Below are 16,127 nucleotides of genomic sequence, written 5' to 3'. Positions count from 1 at the left end.
AGCCGGCGATGGGCAAATGCCTCTGAGAAGTTATCGGATCCGTGCGGTGGCAAGTCGAAGTCGGGCGGCGCAGCGGTGGTAGCAATTTACGAAAGTAGAGTGAACGCTTGTCGGGAAAGAAAAGAGCGGGGCATATGTGGTGGAAGCGGAACTGGGCCGTGGCGGCATGGGCCTGGTGCTGCTCGCACGACGTGCGGACACTCTGTATGAGCGCACGGTTGCAATCAAAGTCATTCAGTCCGTCCTGGCGCGCGAGGAGTTTACGCGACGCTTTCGTCACGAGACCCGGATCCTCGCACGTCTGCAGCACCCCGCGATCGTGACTCTCCTGGATGCTGGCACCACGGACGAAGATCAGCCTTTCCTTGTCATGGAGTACGTCGACGGTGAGCCCATCGATGTCTATGCGGAACGCAACACCCTCGATCTGCCACACATCCTCGATCTCCTCATCACCTTGTGCGACGCACTGGCGCATGCTCACTCGCACGGGGTGATCCACCGCGATATCAAACCCGGCAATGTCCTGGTCAGTGCGCGGGGAGAACTGAAACTGCTGGACTTCGGCATTGCGCGACTGTCTGCCCCAGATTCGCAGCATCCGGAGCAGACAGTCACGCAGTTTCGCTTTGCGACGCCAACCTACGCGAGCCCGGAGCAGATTGCCGGTACTTCGGCGATCAGCTTTCGTTCCGACATCTACTCTGTCGGCGTGCTGGCGTATGTCCTGTTCACGGGTGGACCTCCCTTTCAACTGACCGGACTGAGCACGGCGGAGATGGAGCGTCTTTTCCAAACCAGCCAGCCGGCTCTTCCCAGCCGCGCTGCTCGAGCCCGCTTTACCGGTCTCCTCCCCTCTGCACTCGATGCTGTGATTGGTCGGGCTATGGAGCCCGTTACTGAACAGCGATACGAAACCATGGAAGCGTTCAAGGCGGAGCTGCAGCGGCTGAGTAAGGGTGATGTGACGCTGGCCTTCTCGCGGCGCTATCTCGCGCGGCGCGCATGGCGCGCGCACCGAGAGGTGGTCGCACGATCTCTCGTCGCAGCGAGCACCGTTTTGCTCTTTGGTGCCGGTACCTTGTGGCTTCATCGGTCGCATGCAGTTGTGCCGCCTGTGCCGATGGAGCACTCGCGTCCGTCACTAGCTGTCGTTCCAGTTAGCGACTCCGGTCTTGAAGGATTTGGCTCCGCCGCTCAGGAAGCTTTGAGCAATGAACTTTCCAGCGGAGACCAGGTGCGCATCGCTCCACCGGAAGCGGTGGCACAGGCCATGCGCGACCTGGGCCTCAAGCCTTCCTCCCGCCTATTACCGCAACAGCGCGCTCAGGTGGCAAGGCTGCTGAATGTGGAGTACCTGCTGACGGAAAACGCCTCTGCAGCACAAGCCCCTATCGGACAGGGCGGGGCAGGGAGCCTGCGCCTGGTGGCCAGCTTGGAGCGGTTTCGAGGTGAGCAGCGACTATCCGAGCAGCCGCTGGACACCACCGCCGGCGGGCTAGGCGAAGCGACGCAGCAGATGGCTGTCAACGTAGCTCGTCTGCTGCCCTTGAAGCAGACCTTGGCCGCAACGCCCAGCCTTCTTCCCAACCAGCCAAAGGCCGTGCGTCTCTACGCCGCCGGACTGGAGGATCTACAGAGCCTGGAACCGGTTCCGGCACAGGTGAAACTTTTGCAAGCTGCCGCCGTTGAGCCAGGCTCGCCGCTGATCCATGTAGCGCTGGCACGCGCCTGGGACATGCTCGGCTACCGCGGGCGGGCCGTTGATGAAGCGGACAAAGCTGTCACACTCTCGGCAGGTTTTCCCGTGCGAACCCGGCTTGCTGTGCAAGCTCCCGCAAACGAAATCAGGCACCAGCGGCCGGCGGCCATAGCCGTGTACAGGACCCTGCGGGATTACGACCCCGACAATGTCGATTATGTCCTCGGCCTCGCGGAATCGCAGTTCGCTGCCAACCAGCCGCAGGACGCGTTGGTCACGCTGCGATCGGCCTCGTCCATGCGTTCGCTGCTCGGAGCCGACCCGCGCATAGAGCTTCTCGTTTCCAAGGTGCAGGAGTCTCTCGGGAAGCACACGGACGCATTGCGCAGCGCGGACGCCGTGTACGCTGCCAGCCGCGAACGCAAGGCAACGCAGTTGATGGCGCAGGCGCAGGCGGCTCGCGCTTCCGCGCTGGAGTCGCTCAGCAGAGTCGATGAAGGTCTCGCGGCAGCGCAGCAAGCTGAGGACTTATTCTCTGCAGCCGGTGACATCAAGGGTCGGGGCATCATGCTGGTCTCGACCGGAAACTTTCTTGAAGATCACGCCAAGTATGCCGACGCCAAGAGCGCATACACCGAAGCGAAGGCGATCTTTGCACAGGTCGGCGACGACCAGCGTCTCGGAGTTGCCGAGAACGATCTTGGGATCATCGCCATGGATGTGGGCGACGCGGAGGAAGCTCTGAAGCACTACACGGAAGCGATGCGGATGTTCCAGCGTGTCGAGAACACGCCAAGCGTGGCCTCGGAGCTCAACAACATCGGTCTCATCCAGAATGAGCTTGGGCATCCTGAGGCAGCGAAGGCCTCATACATCGCGAGTCTCAAGCTGCGTGAACGGCTGCATGACACGCGTGAAGTTGCTCGCGTCTACACCAACCTTGGCAGCCTGCTGGTGCAGCAGAATAAGCTGCGCGAGGCGGGACAGGATTACAGCAAGGCCTACGCGATCTATTCCGGCGAGGGCCAGGCAGCTAACGCATTGAAGCCCTTGATGGGCGAGGCGCATTTGTCCTGGCTCACTGGCAAACTTGCCGAAGCGCACGCAGACTATCAGCAAGCCATCGAGATATCGCAGAAACTTGGCCAGCCGAAGCTGCTCGGCGCAGCGCTCCGCGCGGATGCGCATGTGCTGCACGATGCGGGGATGAAGCGAGCGCACGCGCGGAGCTGAACCGGTCCGCAGAATTGCGTCAAGCGAACCACGAGGCGGTCGCTCTGGCGGAGACGAAGATTTCCGGTGTCCTCTTCGATTTGGATGACGGGCAGCCAATTCAACCCGCGTCCCGCCTGTCCGAGCTACTCGACTTCTTCGTCGCGAAGAAGCAGATCGAAGACGCAGTCTCCGTTGAACTTGCGTGGACGAGATCTCTGCTTTTAGCTGGAGATCTTGCGGAGGCTCAACGGCACTTCCGTTCAGCGAAGGCAAAGGCCGCGCAGACTGGCGATGTCACACTTGAGTCGGACTTCATCCCCGTCTTCGCGCGCCTCTCTGCCGCCCAGGGCGATCGCCGCAGGGCAGAAGTCTTGCTGGATGGAGCGATCGCGCGCGCTTCTGCGAGCGGCAATGTCGCTCCGAGATGGACCTGCGAATCACGAAGCTCCAAGTCGGCGACCTCCGCTTGAGAAAGCAGATGCAACGCGCCTATGTTCGAACGGCTGCGAAGGCAGGGTTTCTCCGGGCCGCCAAGACCATGGACCACCTCTAGACTTTTTGCCGCGCTAAGCAGCTAGTAAATGCGAAGGTACGAATCGCCAACCGCGACCGCCACACAGAAGCTCGAAAGCTAGCTCGGTGACTCAGCTAGCCTCTCACCGAGCACTGTGACTCCTCAGACCGCCGTTTAGGCGATTAGATCTTCAATCCGAACAGGTAGCTTCCGCGCGCGAAATCCGGTCGCGTGATACACCGCGTTGGTGATGGCCGGGGCGACTCCCGCCAGGCCGATCTCGCCCACTCCCCGCGCGCCAACCTCGTTCAGGTTGAAGTCGGGGTGATCGAGGAACGTGACGTCGATGGCCGGGCAGTCCGCGTGAACGGCGACGATGTAGTCCGCAAGATTGTTGTTGATGGGTGCACCGAAGCGCTGGTCGTACTCCGTGGCCTCCAGCATCGCCATGCCCACTCCCATCACAACAGCACCTTCGATCTGGTTGCGCGCAGCACGGGGATTGATCATGCGTCCGGCGTCGATGACAGTCACGATGCGGCTCACCCGGAGGCGCGCAATCTCTGGCTCCCACGTGACCTCAGCGAACTGCGCGCCGTAGCTGTGAAAGGAGAACTTGGAATTACTGTCGCCGAACAGTCCCTGCGATTTCGCGTTGGCGTTCACGGCTCGTACTCTCGCCAGGCTGAGTGCCTGCGAAGCGCTAAGCGAAGGCGAGGGCTGGCCCTTGACTCGGATGATGCCATCGGCACACTCGAGCTCCTCCTGCTTGCGTCCTTTGAACGGGCTGCCATCGGTTTGCGTCGCGATGTTGAGCACGGACTTCGTCGCATTCTTCGCAGCATTCAGGGCCGCGGGAACCAGGGACGCAGTGGCCCACGAGCCACCGCTGATCGGTCCCGCCGGCAACGACGAATCGCCAAGAACCACTTCGACCTTGTCGACAGGAACGCCTGTCTCATGCGCAACCAGCTGGGCGAGTACGGTGTAGGTTCCGGTACCAACGTCCTGTGACCCGGTTGCCACGCGCGCTGTTCCGTCGCTCCGTATCTCTACCGTGACTTCCGCATCCATCTTCATGGCGCCCCAGGTGCAGGCGGCCACGCCCCAGCCGAGTGTCTGGCCGGAGGAGTTCTTCATGGAGCCGACCACCGGGTTGCGTTTGGCCCAGCCGAACTTTTCGGCGCCGACCGACAGACACTCCTGCAGATGCCGCGAGGAGAACGGTTTGCCGTCCGTTTCGTCAACCTCTGGCTCATTCATCTGCCGCAGCTTGATCGGATCCATCTTCAACTTGATTGCGAGCTCGTCCATCGCGGACTCTAACGCAAATAGGCCGGGCACCGCGCCGGGGCCGCGCATGCTCGTGGGTGTGCCCACGTTGCGCCGCACCAGGCTGCTGGTGGCCAGCACGTTGGGGCAGGAGTACAGCAGGCCGGTCGCCTCCCCGCAACCCTCGTCGTAGTCGTCTTCAATGCTGGTGTGGTTGGCGTAATCATGCTGGATCGCGGTGAGCTTGCCTGAGCTGTCGGCCGCAAGCTGGATGCGCTGGTCGATCGGGGGCCGATGGCCGACGCTCTCAAACATCATGGATCGGCTGACCACCAGCTTCACCGGGCGGTTCAGGCTGCGAGCGCATGCGGCCGCCAGACCGGCGTGTGGCCACGGCCAAAGCTTGCCACCGAAACCGGAGCCAAGATAGCGAGTGATCACCTGAACGCGATCCGGTGGGACGCCGAGCGTTGCTGCCATCACGTCACGATGGTTCATGACGGCCTGAGAGGTTTCGTACAGCGTGAAGCGACCGTTGTCATACACGGCGACCGAAGCGTGCAGCTCGATTGGATTGTGCGTCTCGGGCGGCGTGCTGTAGACCGCGTCATGCTTCACAGCGGCGGCCTGCAGAGCAGCGCCCGTGTCACCGCGCTTCGTCACCTGCTTCGCTTTGCCTTCGGCCGGCTTTGCGGTTTTTGGATCTTCAGGCTGTGGCTTCTTCGGGGCCTCGCGATTGGGTGCCGCCAGCAGGGCCTCCGCCGTATTGTGAGGCGTCTTCGCGTAAGTGACTTTGACGGCTTCGGCTGCGGCTCGCGCCTGCTCCAGCGTTTCCGCCACAGCAACGGCAACGTACTGGCCCCAGTAGCGCACCACGTTGTCTTCCAGCGCTGGACGGTGCTCGTCGATGATCATGCTGAAGCCCGACGCGGGCGGAACGCGGTACAGCTTGTCCAGGTTCTCGTGCGTGTACACGGCCAGAACACCGGGCATCTTCTGCGCTGCGGCCGTGTCGATCTGCTGCACCGTGCCGCTGGCGATGGTGGCGGTGGTAGGCCACGCATACACCAAGCCGGGGAAGTTGTGGTCCGACGAGTACATCGCCGAGCCTGTGGTCTTCAGCGGGCCGTCGATGCGCGGAGTGGGCTTACCGATGACGGAGCTTTCGCGGACCTCTTCGGGAGCTTTCTGCTGCTGCTGAGTAAACATGCTTAGAGTCCTTTAGGCCTGCGCCGTTGCCTGCGTGAGTGCATGGGTAAGGCAGCGCTTTGCGAGTTCCACTTTGAATCCGTTCTGCGATTGCGGCTTGCTGTGGCGCAGCGCAGCCTCTGCCGCCGCGCGAAAGTTCGCCGGGGTTGCGGGCTTCCCTTGCAACACCTGCTCCGCTTCCCGCGAGCGCCACGGAACCGTGCCGACGCCACCCAAGGCTACGCGGACAAACTCGATGCGGCCTCCACTCTGCTTGAGCAAAATCGCCGCCGAAGCCAGTGCGAATTCGTAGGAGGCGCGATCGCGCAACTTCAGGTACAGGCTGCGGCAGCCCGTCGGCACCGCGGGCAGCGTGACGTGTGTGATCAAGTCACCCGGCTCCAGCACCGTCTCACGCTCTGGCGTCTTGCCTGGCTGCAAAAAGAAGTCGCCAATGGGAATGCTGCGATCGCCCTTGTTGCCCGTCACGTGTATCTCGGCTGCGAGTGCAGCCAGGGCTACGTTCTGATCAGAGGGATTGGTGGCGATGCAGTGCTCGCTCGTTCCCAGGATCGCGAGCATCCGGTTGTGTCCGCCAAGCGCAGAACAACCGGTACCAGGCTGCCTCTTGTTGCAGCCGAACGCTGTATCTCGGTAGTAAACGCAACGTGTCTTCTGCAGCAGATTGCCACCAGTCGTTGCCATGTTCCGCAACTGCGTGGATGCGCCAGCCAGCAGCGCCTGCGACAGCACCGGGTAATCGCGCTTGACCCGCTCATTGTGAGCCACATCGCTGTTGGTCGCCAACGCACCGATCTTCAACCCACCGTCGGGCGTGGCTTCGATTGAAGTAAGCGGCAGGCGATTGATGTCTACGAGCTGGCGTGGCGTCTCCACGTTCAGCTTCATGTAGTCGACCAGGTTGGTCCCGCCCGCGATGAAGCGAACCGGTGCACCCTGTTGCGCGGTGGACGAAGCGGCCTGAGCCTTCACCGCATCCGGAACCGTCGTGACGGTTACAAGTTCAAAGGGCTGCATGGATGGTCGGGCTCCTTACGCTAGAGTTCCGCTGCGCCGGCACGCCTGCACGGCGGCCACAATGTTGGGGTAAGCTCCGCAACGGCAGATGTTGCCGCTCAGGGCCTCTTTCACGTCCGCATCGTGGGGACCGATCGGCTCCTTCAGCATCGCGACGCTGCTCATGATCTGGCCGCTGGTGCAGTATCCGCACTGATAGCCATCGTGCTCGACAAAGGCAGCCTGCATCGGGTGCATGTGATCCGGAGTGCCAAGACCTTCAATGGTGGTGATCTCAGCGTCCTGGTGCATGGCCGCAAAGAGCAGGCAACTATTAGCACGCTTGCCGTTCACGTGGATCGTGCAGGCACCACACTGACCGTGGTCGCAGCCCTTCTTCGTCCCGGTCAGGTGCAGCGTCTCGCGCAGGGTGTCCAGCACCGTCGCACGTGGGTCGATATTCACCTGGTGCGTCGTTCCGTTCACTTTCAGCGTCACCGGAACCGTACCTGCAGGCGCCGCCGGTGCGGTAGACGCCGACGCGCTGGCGGCCTGGCTCTGTGTGGCAGCAATTGCCGCAGGTGCGGCCACGCCGGCAGCGGCCGTTGCCACGCCCGCCGCTCCGGCACGGGAGAGAAACGCACGGCGGCTGAGCTTCTGCAGGGTAGTTAGCGTTTCCCGTTCATCCTTCTCATTTCCGGCCATAAGTCCCTTCGCCCCGATGTCTCTGCGGCGCCTCAATTCTGCCTCATCGTAGCGCACAGAACCAGAGAACGCCCGAGTTGTCGGGACGGGAACGAACCGGACGGGCAGCCGACCGGTAAATCGTCCATATTCTTTGAAATGCCGTGAACTGTGCTGGCTTGGTCGAAACAGGCAGGTGGCGGAGGAGGAGGGATTCGAACCCCCGGTGCCCTCTCAGGCACGCTCGTTTTCAAGACGAGAGCCTTAAACCACTCGGCCACTCCTCCCGCTCAACGCCCAGTGTAGCGGTTCTATCGGAAAGGTGCGACGACCGGCGAGACAGGCGCGTCTGATATGGAGGCGTCGAGTGCACTCTAAGGGCGCCGTACCGCGCAGGTTACCCGTCGGTAGCCAACCCCGGCGAGTAGGATGCTAAGCAGTGGCGACAACGGCACAACAGCAGGGATCGTTCGAAGGTACGCTCCGCTCCGCGAAGACCAGCATGGTCTTCAGCGAGACGTTGCAGCTTGCCATTGACAGCTTCCGCGCCAGCAAGGTGCGTTCGCTGCTCACCATGCTGGGCATGATCATCGGCTCCGCTTCCATTGTGCTCGTGGTGACGGTCGGGCTCACCGGCAAGCAATACGCCATCCAGACCATCAGCAGCCTTGGTCCAAACCTGGTCGAGATGCAGTACAGCGGCGGCACCACCATCGGTCCCAACAACACGTCTACGCCGGACTACATGACCCGTGAAGACGAAGATGCCGTTCGCGAAGCCGTTCCCGGCATCGCCTACTCGTCGCCGATGCTAGAAACGCATGCCGCAATCAGCATGGGCGAGGGTCGTACCAAGGACGCGCTGCTGCTGGGCGTATCGCCTCAGTACAAGGACGTGCGCAACCTGGCCGTCGTCGCCGGCCGCTTCTTCGACGACCAGGACGCTATCGCGCATGAGAAGGTCTGCGTTCTAATCGAGCCCTTTGCCAAGGCGCTGTACGGTTCCGCCCAGAATGCCGTGGGGCAGACTTTCACCATCGTCGGTATTCCGTTCACCGTGGTTGGCGTCGCCAAGCTGCGCATCACCGACTTCGGCCAGTCGGAACTCAGCGACCAGACAGCGCTCATCCCGTACCCAGTGGCGCGCTACTTCACAGGCCGCGACGACGTGAAGGAAATCTTCTTCACCATGCGCGACCCCATGGACGTGACCAGCGGCGCCGACAAGATCACGCGCATCATCCAGTCGCGCCATAAACCCACCAGCGTGTACAAGGCGCAAACGCTGGTCGACGTGCTGGAAGTGATGGGCCAGATCGCGACCTCGCTGACCTACGTACTCACCGCGGCCGCGTTCATTACGCTGGTGGTCAGCGGCGTGGGCATCATGAACAGCATGCTTGCCAACGTGAGCGCTCGCATCCGCGAGATCGGCATCCGCAAAGCTCTGGGAGCTACGCGGCGCGAGGTTCGGATGCAGTTCCTGACCGAGGCCGTTACCCTGTCACTCGGTGGAGGTCTGATCGGCACTCTGCTGGGGCTTGCGCTGCCGCTCAGCATCAGCTTTCTCACGCCGTTCCATATCCCGGTGTCACCGTGGTCCGCGGTGATCGCGCTCAGCACCAGCACCCTGGTTGGCGTCATCTTCGGCACGGTACCTGCGAATCGCGCGGCGGCACTTGATCCCGTGGAAACACTCAAATACGAGTAGCGCTAGGCTCCGTGGAGGTCTCGCTTAGACTGCTAGCGCAGGGAAGCGCGAACTTCTCACGCAGACGCAATCAAGCAACTACATCGGCAGGGCAAGCTGGCCCAGTTCGTGCCGCATGCAATCAAGGGAGCAACTTGCCGACTCGATGCGTCCCGCCACCTTGCGCGCTTCCCGCGCGGACACGCCAAAGCCGCGAGCGGCCAGGAAGCTGGTGATCAGTTCGCCTGCCTGCCAGTTATCCAGCCCCGCCCGCAACAGCTCCTCCCGCAAGGAAGCTAGGTCCTGCTGCGCAAAACCGCTAGTAGTGGGCACGTTCAATGCGATTGCTGGTTTTTGCTCCATGGTGCCCCCTTTCAGGAAGCGCAATACCTGGCTGCTTCCTTCGGCTTGCGAGATTAGACGTGAGAGTTCTCGGCGAGTTGTCGCCTCTTAGGGCGAAGAAGCAGACTGTACAACGACATAACACGACGTAGCCTCCGCTTCGATATCCTGAGTGATATGAGTGCACGGGTACTGGACGGTGTCGCCATTGCGGCGGAGATCAAGGAAGAGGTCGGTCGAGAGGTCCGATCTCTCGCAGAAGCAGGCGCAGTTCCAGGGCTTACCGTGGTTCTGGTGGGCAGCGATCCTGCCAGCGAGATCTACGTTCGCAGCAAGGTAAAGTCCTCCGCCGAACTCGGCATCGCCAGCAACCTGATCACCCTCGGCGTGGACACAAGCCAGGCCGAGTTGCTCGGCATCCTGCAGCAACTGAATGAGGACGATGCGGTCGACGGCATCCTGGTCCAGCTTCCCCTGCCGCGGCACATCGACACACGCGCCATTCTTGAAGCGGTCGACCCCTTGAAGGACGTGGATGGATTCCACCCGGTCAATGTGGGCCGGCTCACCATCGGCCAGGAGTCGCTTGTGCCATGCACCCCGGCGGGCGTCATGCAAGTGCTCCAACGCAGCGGCATCGCCGTGCGCGGTCGCGACTGCGTCATGGTTGGCCGCAGCGACATCGTAGGCAAGCCCATGAGCACACTTCTGTTGAACGCGGGCGCGACCGTCGCCGTCTGTCATAAGGAAACGCGCGACCTGCGCGAGTACACGCGCCGCGCAGAAATCCTCGTGGTCGCCACCGGTGTGCCCGGTCTGATCACTCCGGACATGGTCGCGGAAGGCGCAGTGCTGATCGACGTCGGTATCAATCGGCTGGATCGCCGCGAAGACGTCGAGCGCCTGTTCCCGGGCAACGCCGCCAAACTGGCCGCCTTTGACAAGCGCGGCTCCGTGCTGGTTGGCGACTTTGCACCGCAAAGTTACTTGAGATCCAGCGCCTACACGCCGGTGCCGGGCGGCGTGGGGGCCTTGACCATCGCCATGCTCATGCACAACACCGTGAAGGCCGCGCGCATGCGGCGCAGCCTGCCAACCGACGTCCTCGAGTTCGCCTAGCATGCTGCGCGTTGCGCTCACGGGCGGTCTGGGCAGCGGCAAGTCGACCGTCGCGCACATCTTTCGTGAACTTGGCTGCTTTGTCTCGCAAAGCGACGAAGTGGCACGGGCCATGATGCAGCCGGGCGAGTCCGTGTATCAGCGCATCGTGGAACAATTTGGCCCGGGTGTCCTGCAGGCCGACGGTTCGCTGAACCGGGCCACGCTTGCAACCCTCGCGTTCGCACAGGATCGTGCGGAAGATCTGAACAGCATCATTCACCCTGCAGTGATCGCCGCACAGGCTGAGTGGATGCGTCGCATCGGCGAGGAGCACCCCAGCGGCGTGGCCATGGTCGAATCGGCCCTGGTGTTTGAGACAAAGCACGCCGCCTCTCCGGGCGACGCCACGCCATGGCGCTCCCGGTTCGATCGCGTTGTCCTCGTCACCGCTCCCGAAAGCCTGCGGATTCAGCGGTATGTAGACCGCTACTTTGCCAGCGCGCACGCGTCTAGTGACACAGGGCGCGCTGCCGCAGAGGCAGATGCGCGCAACCGCATGCGGGCCCAGTGGACGGATGAGCGTAAAGCAGCGCTTTCCGACTTCGCCATTCCGAACGAGGGAACGCTCGAGGACCTGCGACAAGCGGTGACGGAAGTTTGGAAGGATTTGCGGGACGAAGCGGCGCGGCGTACGCGCCACGGCGGCTGAACATAGCAGGAAGCGGCTCGCGCGTATGGCGCATCCGTACCATGGAAGGGTGGGGGAACAGAGCAGGATGAAAGCGAGACGGGTTCTTCTGGTGGTGCTGCTGGTGGCCGGCTTCTTTGAGCTGACACAGCACTGGTGGGCGGCAGGCACGGTGGATGCCCTGGTCAGCAGGCTGGCACCTGCTGCGGCGGAGTCGCACCTCGATGCCATCGCCGGCCCGGTCGGCCCCATGCAGTTGAAGGTTGCGGACGCGCAGCCAGCGTACGACGCCGAAGAGCAGAACAACATCGCGGTGTACAAGCGCGTGCTGCCCAGCGTGGTCAACATCACCTCGACCCAGGTGCAGTTCGATTTCTTCTACGGCCCCGTGCCGCAGCAGGGCCAGGGCTCGGGCTTCATCCTCGACAAGCAGGGCCTTATCCTCACCAACAATCACGTGGTGGGCGAAGGCGGTGCTCAGCTCGAAGTGCAGCTCTACGACAAGCACAAGTACAAGGCACAGGTGCTCACCGTCGACAAGCAGCACGACCTTGCCCTGCTGAAGATCAACGCACCTAACCTGCAGCCTGTCGAACTCGCGAACAGCAACAACCTGCAGGTGGGGCAGAAGGTCTTCGCCATCGGCAACCCGTTCGGGCTTGCCGGCACTATGACGCGCGGCATTATCAGTGCTATGCGTTCGGTGCGCGGCCCCAATAATTCCGCTATCGACAACGCGATCCAGACCGACGCGGCAATCAACCCCGGCAACTCGGGCGGACCCTTATTGAACTCGCGCGGTCAGGTCATCGGCATCAACACGCTGATCGCGTCCAACAACGCCGACCAGAGCGCCGGCGTCGGCTTCGCCATTCCCATCAACACGGCACGCGCTGCCCTCGACGACTATGCGAAGTATGGTCACGTGCGGCGTCCGTCGCTGGGCATTGTGTCGTTGGAAATCGGGCCGGACCTGGCAGAGCAGATGGGCCTGCAGGCCGACTACGGCGTGCTCATTGAGCGCGCCATCCCGGGCGGCGCCGCAGATCGCGCCGGTCTGAAGGGCGGCACCCAGCGTGGCTACCTTGGCAACACGCCCGTCGCACTTGGGGGCGACCTAATCATCGCCATCGACGGGCAACAGATCACCAATGCGCAGGACCTGAGCGCCGCCATGAATTCCCACAAGAGCGGCGACACGGTCACGGTAACGGTCTTCCGCGGCCGCAGAAAGCTGGACTTCAAGGTGATCCTGCAGGAAGCCGGGCAGCAGGCAGTCACCGTCTAAACGCACCGGCACATGTGCGGCAAAACGGGGCAGAACGCATTCGTTCTGCCCCATTTTGTTCGCCTGCTTTCTTACTTCGGCAGGTACTGCCGTCCGCGCACTTCATACCTTCCGCTCAACACGCGCGCAATCGCCTCCGGGTACAATCGGTGCTCCTGTTGCAGGATGCGCGCGGACAGCCGCTCCACCGTGTCGTTCTCGCGCACGCGCACCAGTCGCTGCATCACGATCACACCGTGATCTACGGCATCATCCACAAAGTGCACCGTGCATCCCGCCACTTTCACTCCATACTCCAGCGCCTGCTGCTGCGCATGAAGCCCCGGAAAGCTGGGCAAGAGCGACGGATGGATGTTCAGCACCCGCTGCGGAAAAGTCCGCAGAAATTCCGGCGTGAGCACGCGCATGTAACCCGCCAGGATCACGTATTCCACGCCATGCTGCTGCAGGTGTGCCAGCATCGCGCGGTCATGCTCCTCGCGCGGCACGCCACGGCTGGGCTGCGCCACGGCAGGCAAACCACGCTCGCGTGCGGCAGCCAGACCGGGTGCATCGGCAATGTTGGAAAGAACCAGCGCGATCTCGCATCCGCGCAGTTCACCACGCTCAATGCTGTCGGCGATGTTGATGAAGTTCGATCCGCGTCCGCTCAGCAGCACCCCAAGCCGCACCTTGGCGGGACGCGGACTTGCTGAATCGCTAACCTGCTGACTCGCTGCTTCCATCACACGTACTGCACACGGCGTTCGCCGCGCACGATGCGTCCGATCAGCGAAAATCGCTCATTCGCGCGGTTCAGGATCGCCTTGGCCTTCTTCACCGAATCCGCAGGCACCACCACGATCATGCCGATGCCCATGTTGAAGGTGCGCAGCATCTCGTCCTGCGCCACGTCGCCCAGTTGCTGCAGATGCTGGAAGAGCGGAGGCACCTGCCAACTGCTCAACTCCACCTGTGCGGCCGTGCCCTTGGGCAGGATGCGCGGCAGGTTCTCCGTGATCCCGCCGCCTGTGATGTGGGCCATGCCGCGAACAATGCCGGCCGTCCATAGCTTGCGCAGAATCGGCAGGTAGCTGCGGTGTTGCCGCATCAGCGCCGCGCCGGTCTTGTCTTCCAGCTCGTTCACATACTGCGTCGGCCCGTACTTCGCCACCTCAAACAGCAGCTTGCGTGCCAGCGAGTATCCATTTGTGTGCAGGCCGTTGCTGGGCAGGCCGATCAGACAATCGCCCGGCTCAATCGTCGCTCCGGTGATGATCTCGTCGCGGTTCACCACGCCCACGATGAAGCCGGCCAGGTCGTACTCGCCATCGGCATAGAAGCCGGGCATCTGCGCCGTCTCGCCGCCAATCAGGGCGCATCCGTTCGCCTTGCACGCTTCAGACAAGCCGCTCACCACCGTCTCGCACACCGAGCCTTCCAGCTTGCCGGTCGCCAGGTAGTCCAGAAAGAACAGCGGTGTCGCACCCTGCACCGCAATGTCGTTGACGCAGTGGTTCACCAGGTCGGCACCCACCGTGTGGTGAATGCCAAGCTCAAACGCCACCTTCAGCTTGGTACCAACGCCGTCGGCCGAGCTGACCAGCACCGGGTTCGGAAACTTCGCCAGGTCCAGCCCAAACAGGCCACCGAACCCGCCGATTTCGCTCAGCACCTGTTTATTGAAGGTCTTACGCGCAAGCATCTTGATGCGCTGCTTGGTGCGGTCGCCCTCCGTAATGTCAACGCCGGCGTCGGCGTACGTAACGGACTTTGTACCGGTGGCGGCTGGGGTGCGGAGATCGGGTTTCGACTCGGCGGCAGGCTTCACGTGCGCGGCTTCCTTGCGGGCTGGTTGCAGAACTTTAGGGTAGCAGGGCAGATTTGCACGGCATGTGAAATCCTCCCAGAGCGGTGATGCCTACGCGGTCAGCGGTTCGGGCGTCGGCAGTGCAGCCTGCGCCACCATCAGCGCCTCGCGCGCTGCGGCCAGCGTTGCTTCCACCTCCGCCGCGCCATGGGCGGCAGAGACAAACGCCGCCTCATACTGCGAGGGCGGCAGCCACACGCCGCGTTCCAGCATGGCGCGGTGAAACACGCCGAAGCGCTCGGTCAGCGATCGCGCGGCATCGTCAAAGTCGATCACCACGTCCGAATCGCTGCTGTCGCGGAAAAACCAAGTAAACATGCTGCCGATGCGGTTGGTCACCAGCGGCACACCCAACTCCTCCGCGATCTCCTGCACACCATCCGCGATCTGCCGGGTCGTCTCCGCCAGCCGATCGTAAAACTCAGCCCCAGCCGCGTGCAGCGCGCTCAACTGCGCAATGCCGGCCGCCATCGCCAGCGGATTACCACTCAGCGTTCCGGCCTGATAGACCGGGCCCAGCGGCGCCAGCATATCCATGATCTCCGCGCGGCCGCCAAAGGCGCCCACGGGCAAACCGCCGCCGATGATCTTGCCTAGCGTCGTCAGGTCCGGCGTAATCCCGTAAATCTGCTGCGCACCGCCTAACGAGAGCCGGAACCCGGTCATCACCTCGTCCAGGATCAGCAGGGCTCCCTCACGCCGCGTAATCTCGCGCAGGCCCTCCAGGAATCCGGGCTCTGGCAGGATGGTGCCGGCGTTGCCCACCACCGGTTCCAGGATCACGCAGGCGACCTCGCCGGGGTGACGCGCAAACAGCGTCTCCACCTCGTCGAGGTCGTTGTAGCGCAGTGCCGTGGTGAACTGCGTCGTTTCCACCGGCACGCCAGCCGATCCCGGAATGCCCAGCGTCGCCACGCCTGACCCGGCCTTCACCAGCAAGGCGTCGGAGTGGCCGTGATAGCAGCCTTCAAATTTCACGATGCGGTTGCGCCCAGTAAACGCCCGCGCCAGGCGGATCGCGCTCATCACGGCTTCCGTCCCCGACGAAACAAATCGCAGCTTTTGGATGGACGGCACCGCGCGCGTAACCAGTTCCGCCAGTTCGGCTTCGGCCGCGGTGGACGCGCCGAAGCTCGTCGACCGGAGCGCCGCCTCGCGCACCGCCTCGATCACCGCCGGCGCGGCATGGCCCAGGATCATCGGCCCCCACGATCCAAAGTAGTCCAGGTAACGGTTGCCATCCGCGTCGTACAGGTACGCTCCCTCGGCGCGCTCTACAAACGGCGGATGTCCGCCCACGGCGCGAAATGCGCGCACCGGCGAGTCCACCCCGCCCGGGATCAGCGCCTCCGCGCGTTGTTGCAGTTCCTGCGAACGTTCCAGATGCAAAGCCATGCTTCAAGTGTGTCAGCCAGCTACGGCGGCGGCAACCCTGGGCCGTCCGCAAATTCCTCCTGTCGCACATTGCTGCAGCGCCGATAGAGGCATTGGGCAACCCATGGACCGGGACCGATCCGGCAGCAGGCAGAAGGGATGAATTGTGACGAAGGGAACCTTGCACAGCCGGACGCATCTTC

13 protein-coding genes and 1 tRNA gene are annotated in these 16,127 nt (G+C 62.8%); 6 read left to right on the top strand and 8 right to left on the bottom strand.

All coding sequences use genetic code 11. The features are described 5' to 3' along the window. The first annotated feature begins 136 nt into the window (after positions 1-136). Both OHL12_RS09610 and OHL12_RS09605 read left to right on the top strand, forming a co-directional pair. Entirely contained in the window at positions 137-2,935 is a 2,799-nt protein-coding gene (locus OHL12_RS09610; protein WP_263413604.1) for a protein kinase domain-containing protein, read from the top strand. Positions 2,936-2,949: 14 nt separating this feature from the next. Further along, positions 2,950-3,387 carry a hypothetical protein gene (locus OHL12_RS09605; RefSeq protein WP_263413603.1) on the top strand — a complete coding sequence of 146 codons (438 nt, stop codon included), beginning with the start codon at positions 2,950-2,952 and terminating at the stop codon, positions 3,385-3,387. A gap of 218 nt (positions 3,388-3,605) precedes the next feature. On the opposite strand, the gene OHL12_RS09600 is transcribed toward OHL12_RS09605, so the two are convergent. From OHL12_RS09600 to OHL12_RS09585, 4 genes are all read right to left on the bottom strand, one after another. Further along, on the bottom strand, positions 3,606-5,912 hold the full coding sequence (locus OHL12_RS09600) for a xanthine dehydrogenase family protein molybdopterin-binding subunit (protein ID WP_263413602.1): 2,307 nt from the start codon (positions 5,910-5,912) through the stop codon (positions 3,606-3,608). 12 nt (positions 5,913-5,924) lie between these two features. Beyond that, positions 5,925-6,929 carry an FAD binding domain-containing protein gene (locus OHL12_RS09595; RefSeq protein ID WP_263413601.1) on the bottom strand — a complete coding sequence of 335 codons (1,005 nt, stop codon included), beginning with the start codon at positions 6,927-6,929 and terminating at the stop codon, positions 5,925-5,927. Positions 6,930-6,944: 15 nt separating this feature from the next. Continuing rightward, positions 6,945-7,649 carry a (2Fe-2S)-binding protein gene (locus tag OHL12_RS09590; RefSeq protein ID WP_263413600.1) on the bottom strand — a complete coding sequence of 235 codons (705 nt, stop codon included), beginning with the start codon at positions 7,647-7,649 and terminating at the stop codon, positions 6,945-6,947. Between the two features lie 140 nt (positions 7,650-7,789). Beyond that, positions 7,790-7,879, bottom strand: a tRNA-Ser gene (locus OHL12_RS09585). A 152-nt stretch (positions 7,880-8,031) separates the two neighbouring features. On the opposite strand from OHL12_RS09585, the gene OHL12_RS09580 reads away from it, so the two are divergent. Beyond that, positions 8,032-9,303, top strand: a complete 1,272-nt coding sequence (locus OHL12_RS09580) for an ABC transporter permease (protein WP_263413599.1) — start codon at positions 8,032-8,034, stop codon at positions 9,301-9,303. Between the two features lie 78 nt (positions 9,304-9,381). Here the strand turns inward: OHL12_RS09580 and OHL12_RS09575 are convergent, their stop codons facing one another. Continuing rightward, the gene (locus OHL12_RS09575) at positions 9,382-9,645 is read right to left on the bottom strand and encodes a hypothetical protein (protein ID WP_263413598.1); all 264 of its coding nucleotides are present in this window, start codon (positions 9,643-9,645) and stop codon (positions 9,382-9,384) included. Positions 9,646-9,801: 156 nt separating this feature from the next. On the opposite strand from OHL12_RS09575, the gene OHL12_RS09570 reads away from it, so the two are divergent. From OHL12_RS09570 to OHL12_RS09560, 3 genes are all read left to right on the top strand, one after another. Continuing rightward, entirely contained in the window at positions 9,802-10,743 is a 942-nt protein-coding gene (locus OHL12_RS09570; RefSeq protein WP_263413597.1) for a bifunctional 5,10-methylenetetrahydrofolate dehydrogenase/5,10-methenyltetrahydrofolate cyclohydrolase, read from the top strand. A 1-nt stretch (position 10,744) separates the two neighbouring features. Then, on the top strand, positions 10,745-11,434 hold the full coding sequence (gene coaE / locus OHL12_RS09565; protein WP_263413596.1) for a dephospho-CoA kinase: 690 nt from the start codon (positions 10,745-10,747) through the stop codon (positions 11,432-11,434). A gap of 67 nt (positions 11,435-11,501) precedes the next feature. Continuing rightward, complete coding sequence (locus OHL12_RS09560) at positions 11,502-12,701, top strand: S1C family serine protease (RefSeq protein WP_263413595.1); 1,200 nt, start codon at positions 11,502-11,504, stop codon at positions 12,699-12,701. 71 nt (positions 12,702-12,772) lie between these two features. On the opposite strand, the gene purN is transcribed toward OHL12_RS09560, so the two are convergent. The 3 genes from purN to hemL form a co-directional block, all read right to left on the bottom strand. Further along, on the bottom strand, positions 12,773-13,426 hold the full coding sequence (purN, locus tag OHL12_RS09555; RefSeq protein ID WP_263413594.1) for a phosphoribosylglycinamide formyltransferase: 654 nt from the start codon (positions 13,424-13,426) through the stop codon (positions 12,773-12,775). Further along, positions 13,426-14,511: a phosphoribosylformylglycinamidine cyclo-ligase gene (gene purM / locus OHL12_RS09550; RefSeq protein ID WP_263413593.1), complete on the bottom strand. Its 1,086-nt coding sequence runs from the start codon at positions 14,509-14,511 to the stop codon at positions 13,426-13,428. Before purM ends, purN begins: the two co-directional genes overlap by 1 nt. 90 nt (positions 14,512-14,601) lie before the next feature. Then, positions 14,602-15,945 (bottom strand): glutamate-1-semialdehyde 2,1-aminomutase, encoded by a 1,344-nt coding sequence (hemL, locus tag OHL12_RS09545; protein WP_263413592.1) that lies wholly within the window; start codon positions 15,943-15,945, stop codon positions 14,602-14,604. Between the last annotated feature and the right edge of the window lie 182 nt (positions 15,946-16,127).

The organism is Terriglobus aquaticus, assembly GCF_025685415.1.
GTDB classification, from domain to species: Bacteria; Acidobacteriota; Terriglobia; order Terriglobales; family Acidobacteriaceae; genus Terriglobus; species Terriglobus aquaticus.
Note: the sequence above shows the minus strand (reverse complement) of the source record. Positions and strands in the feature narration are given on the sequence as shown.

Coding starts and splice junctions, on each gene's coding strand:
- OHL12_RS09600 (WP_263413602.1), bottom strand. CDS start 5,912: ATGTTTACTCAGCAGCAGCAGAAAGCTCCCGAAGAGGTCCGCGAAAGC.
- OHL12_RS09595 (WP_263413601.1), bottom strand. CDS start 6,929: ATGCAGCCCTTTGAACTTGTAACCGTCACGACGGTTCCGGATGCGGTG.
- OHL12_RS09575 (WP_263413598.1), bottom strand. CDS start 9,645: ATGGAGCAAAAACCAGCAATCGCATTGAACGTGCCCACTACTAGCGGT.
- OHL12_RS09570 (WP_263413597.1), top strand. CDS start 9,802: ATGAGTGCACGGGTACTGGACGGTGTCGCCATTGCGGCGGAGATCAAG.
- coaE (WP_263413596.1), top strand. CDS start 10,745: ATGCTGCGCGTTGCGCTCACGGGCGGTCTGGGCAGCGGCAAGTCGACC.
- OHL12_RS09560 (WP_263413595.1), top strand. CDS start 11,502: ATGAAAGCGAGACGGGTTCTTCTGGTGGTGCTGCTGGTGGCCGGCTTC.
- purN (WP_263413594.1), bottom strand. CDS start 13,426: ATGGAAGCAGCGAGTCAGCAGGTTAGCGATTCAGCAAGTCCGCGTCCC.
- hemL (WP_263413592.1), bottom strand. CDS start 15,945: ATGGCTTTGCATCTGGAACGTTCGCAGGAACTGCAACAACGCGCGGAG.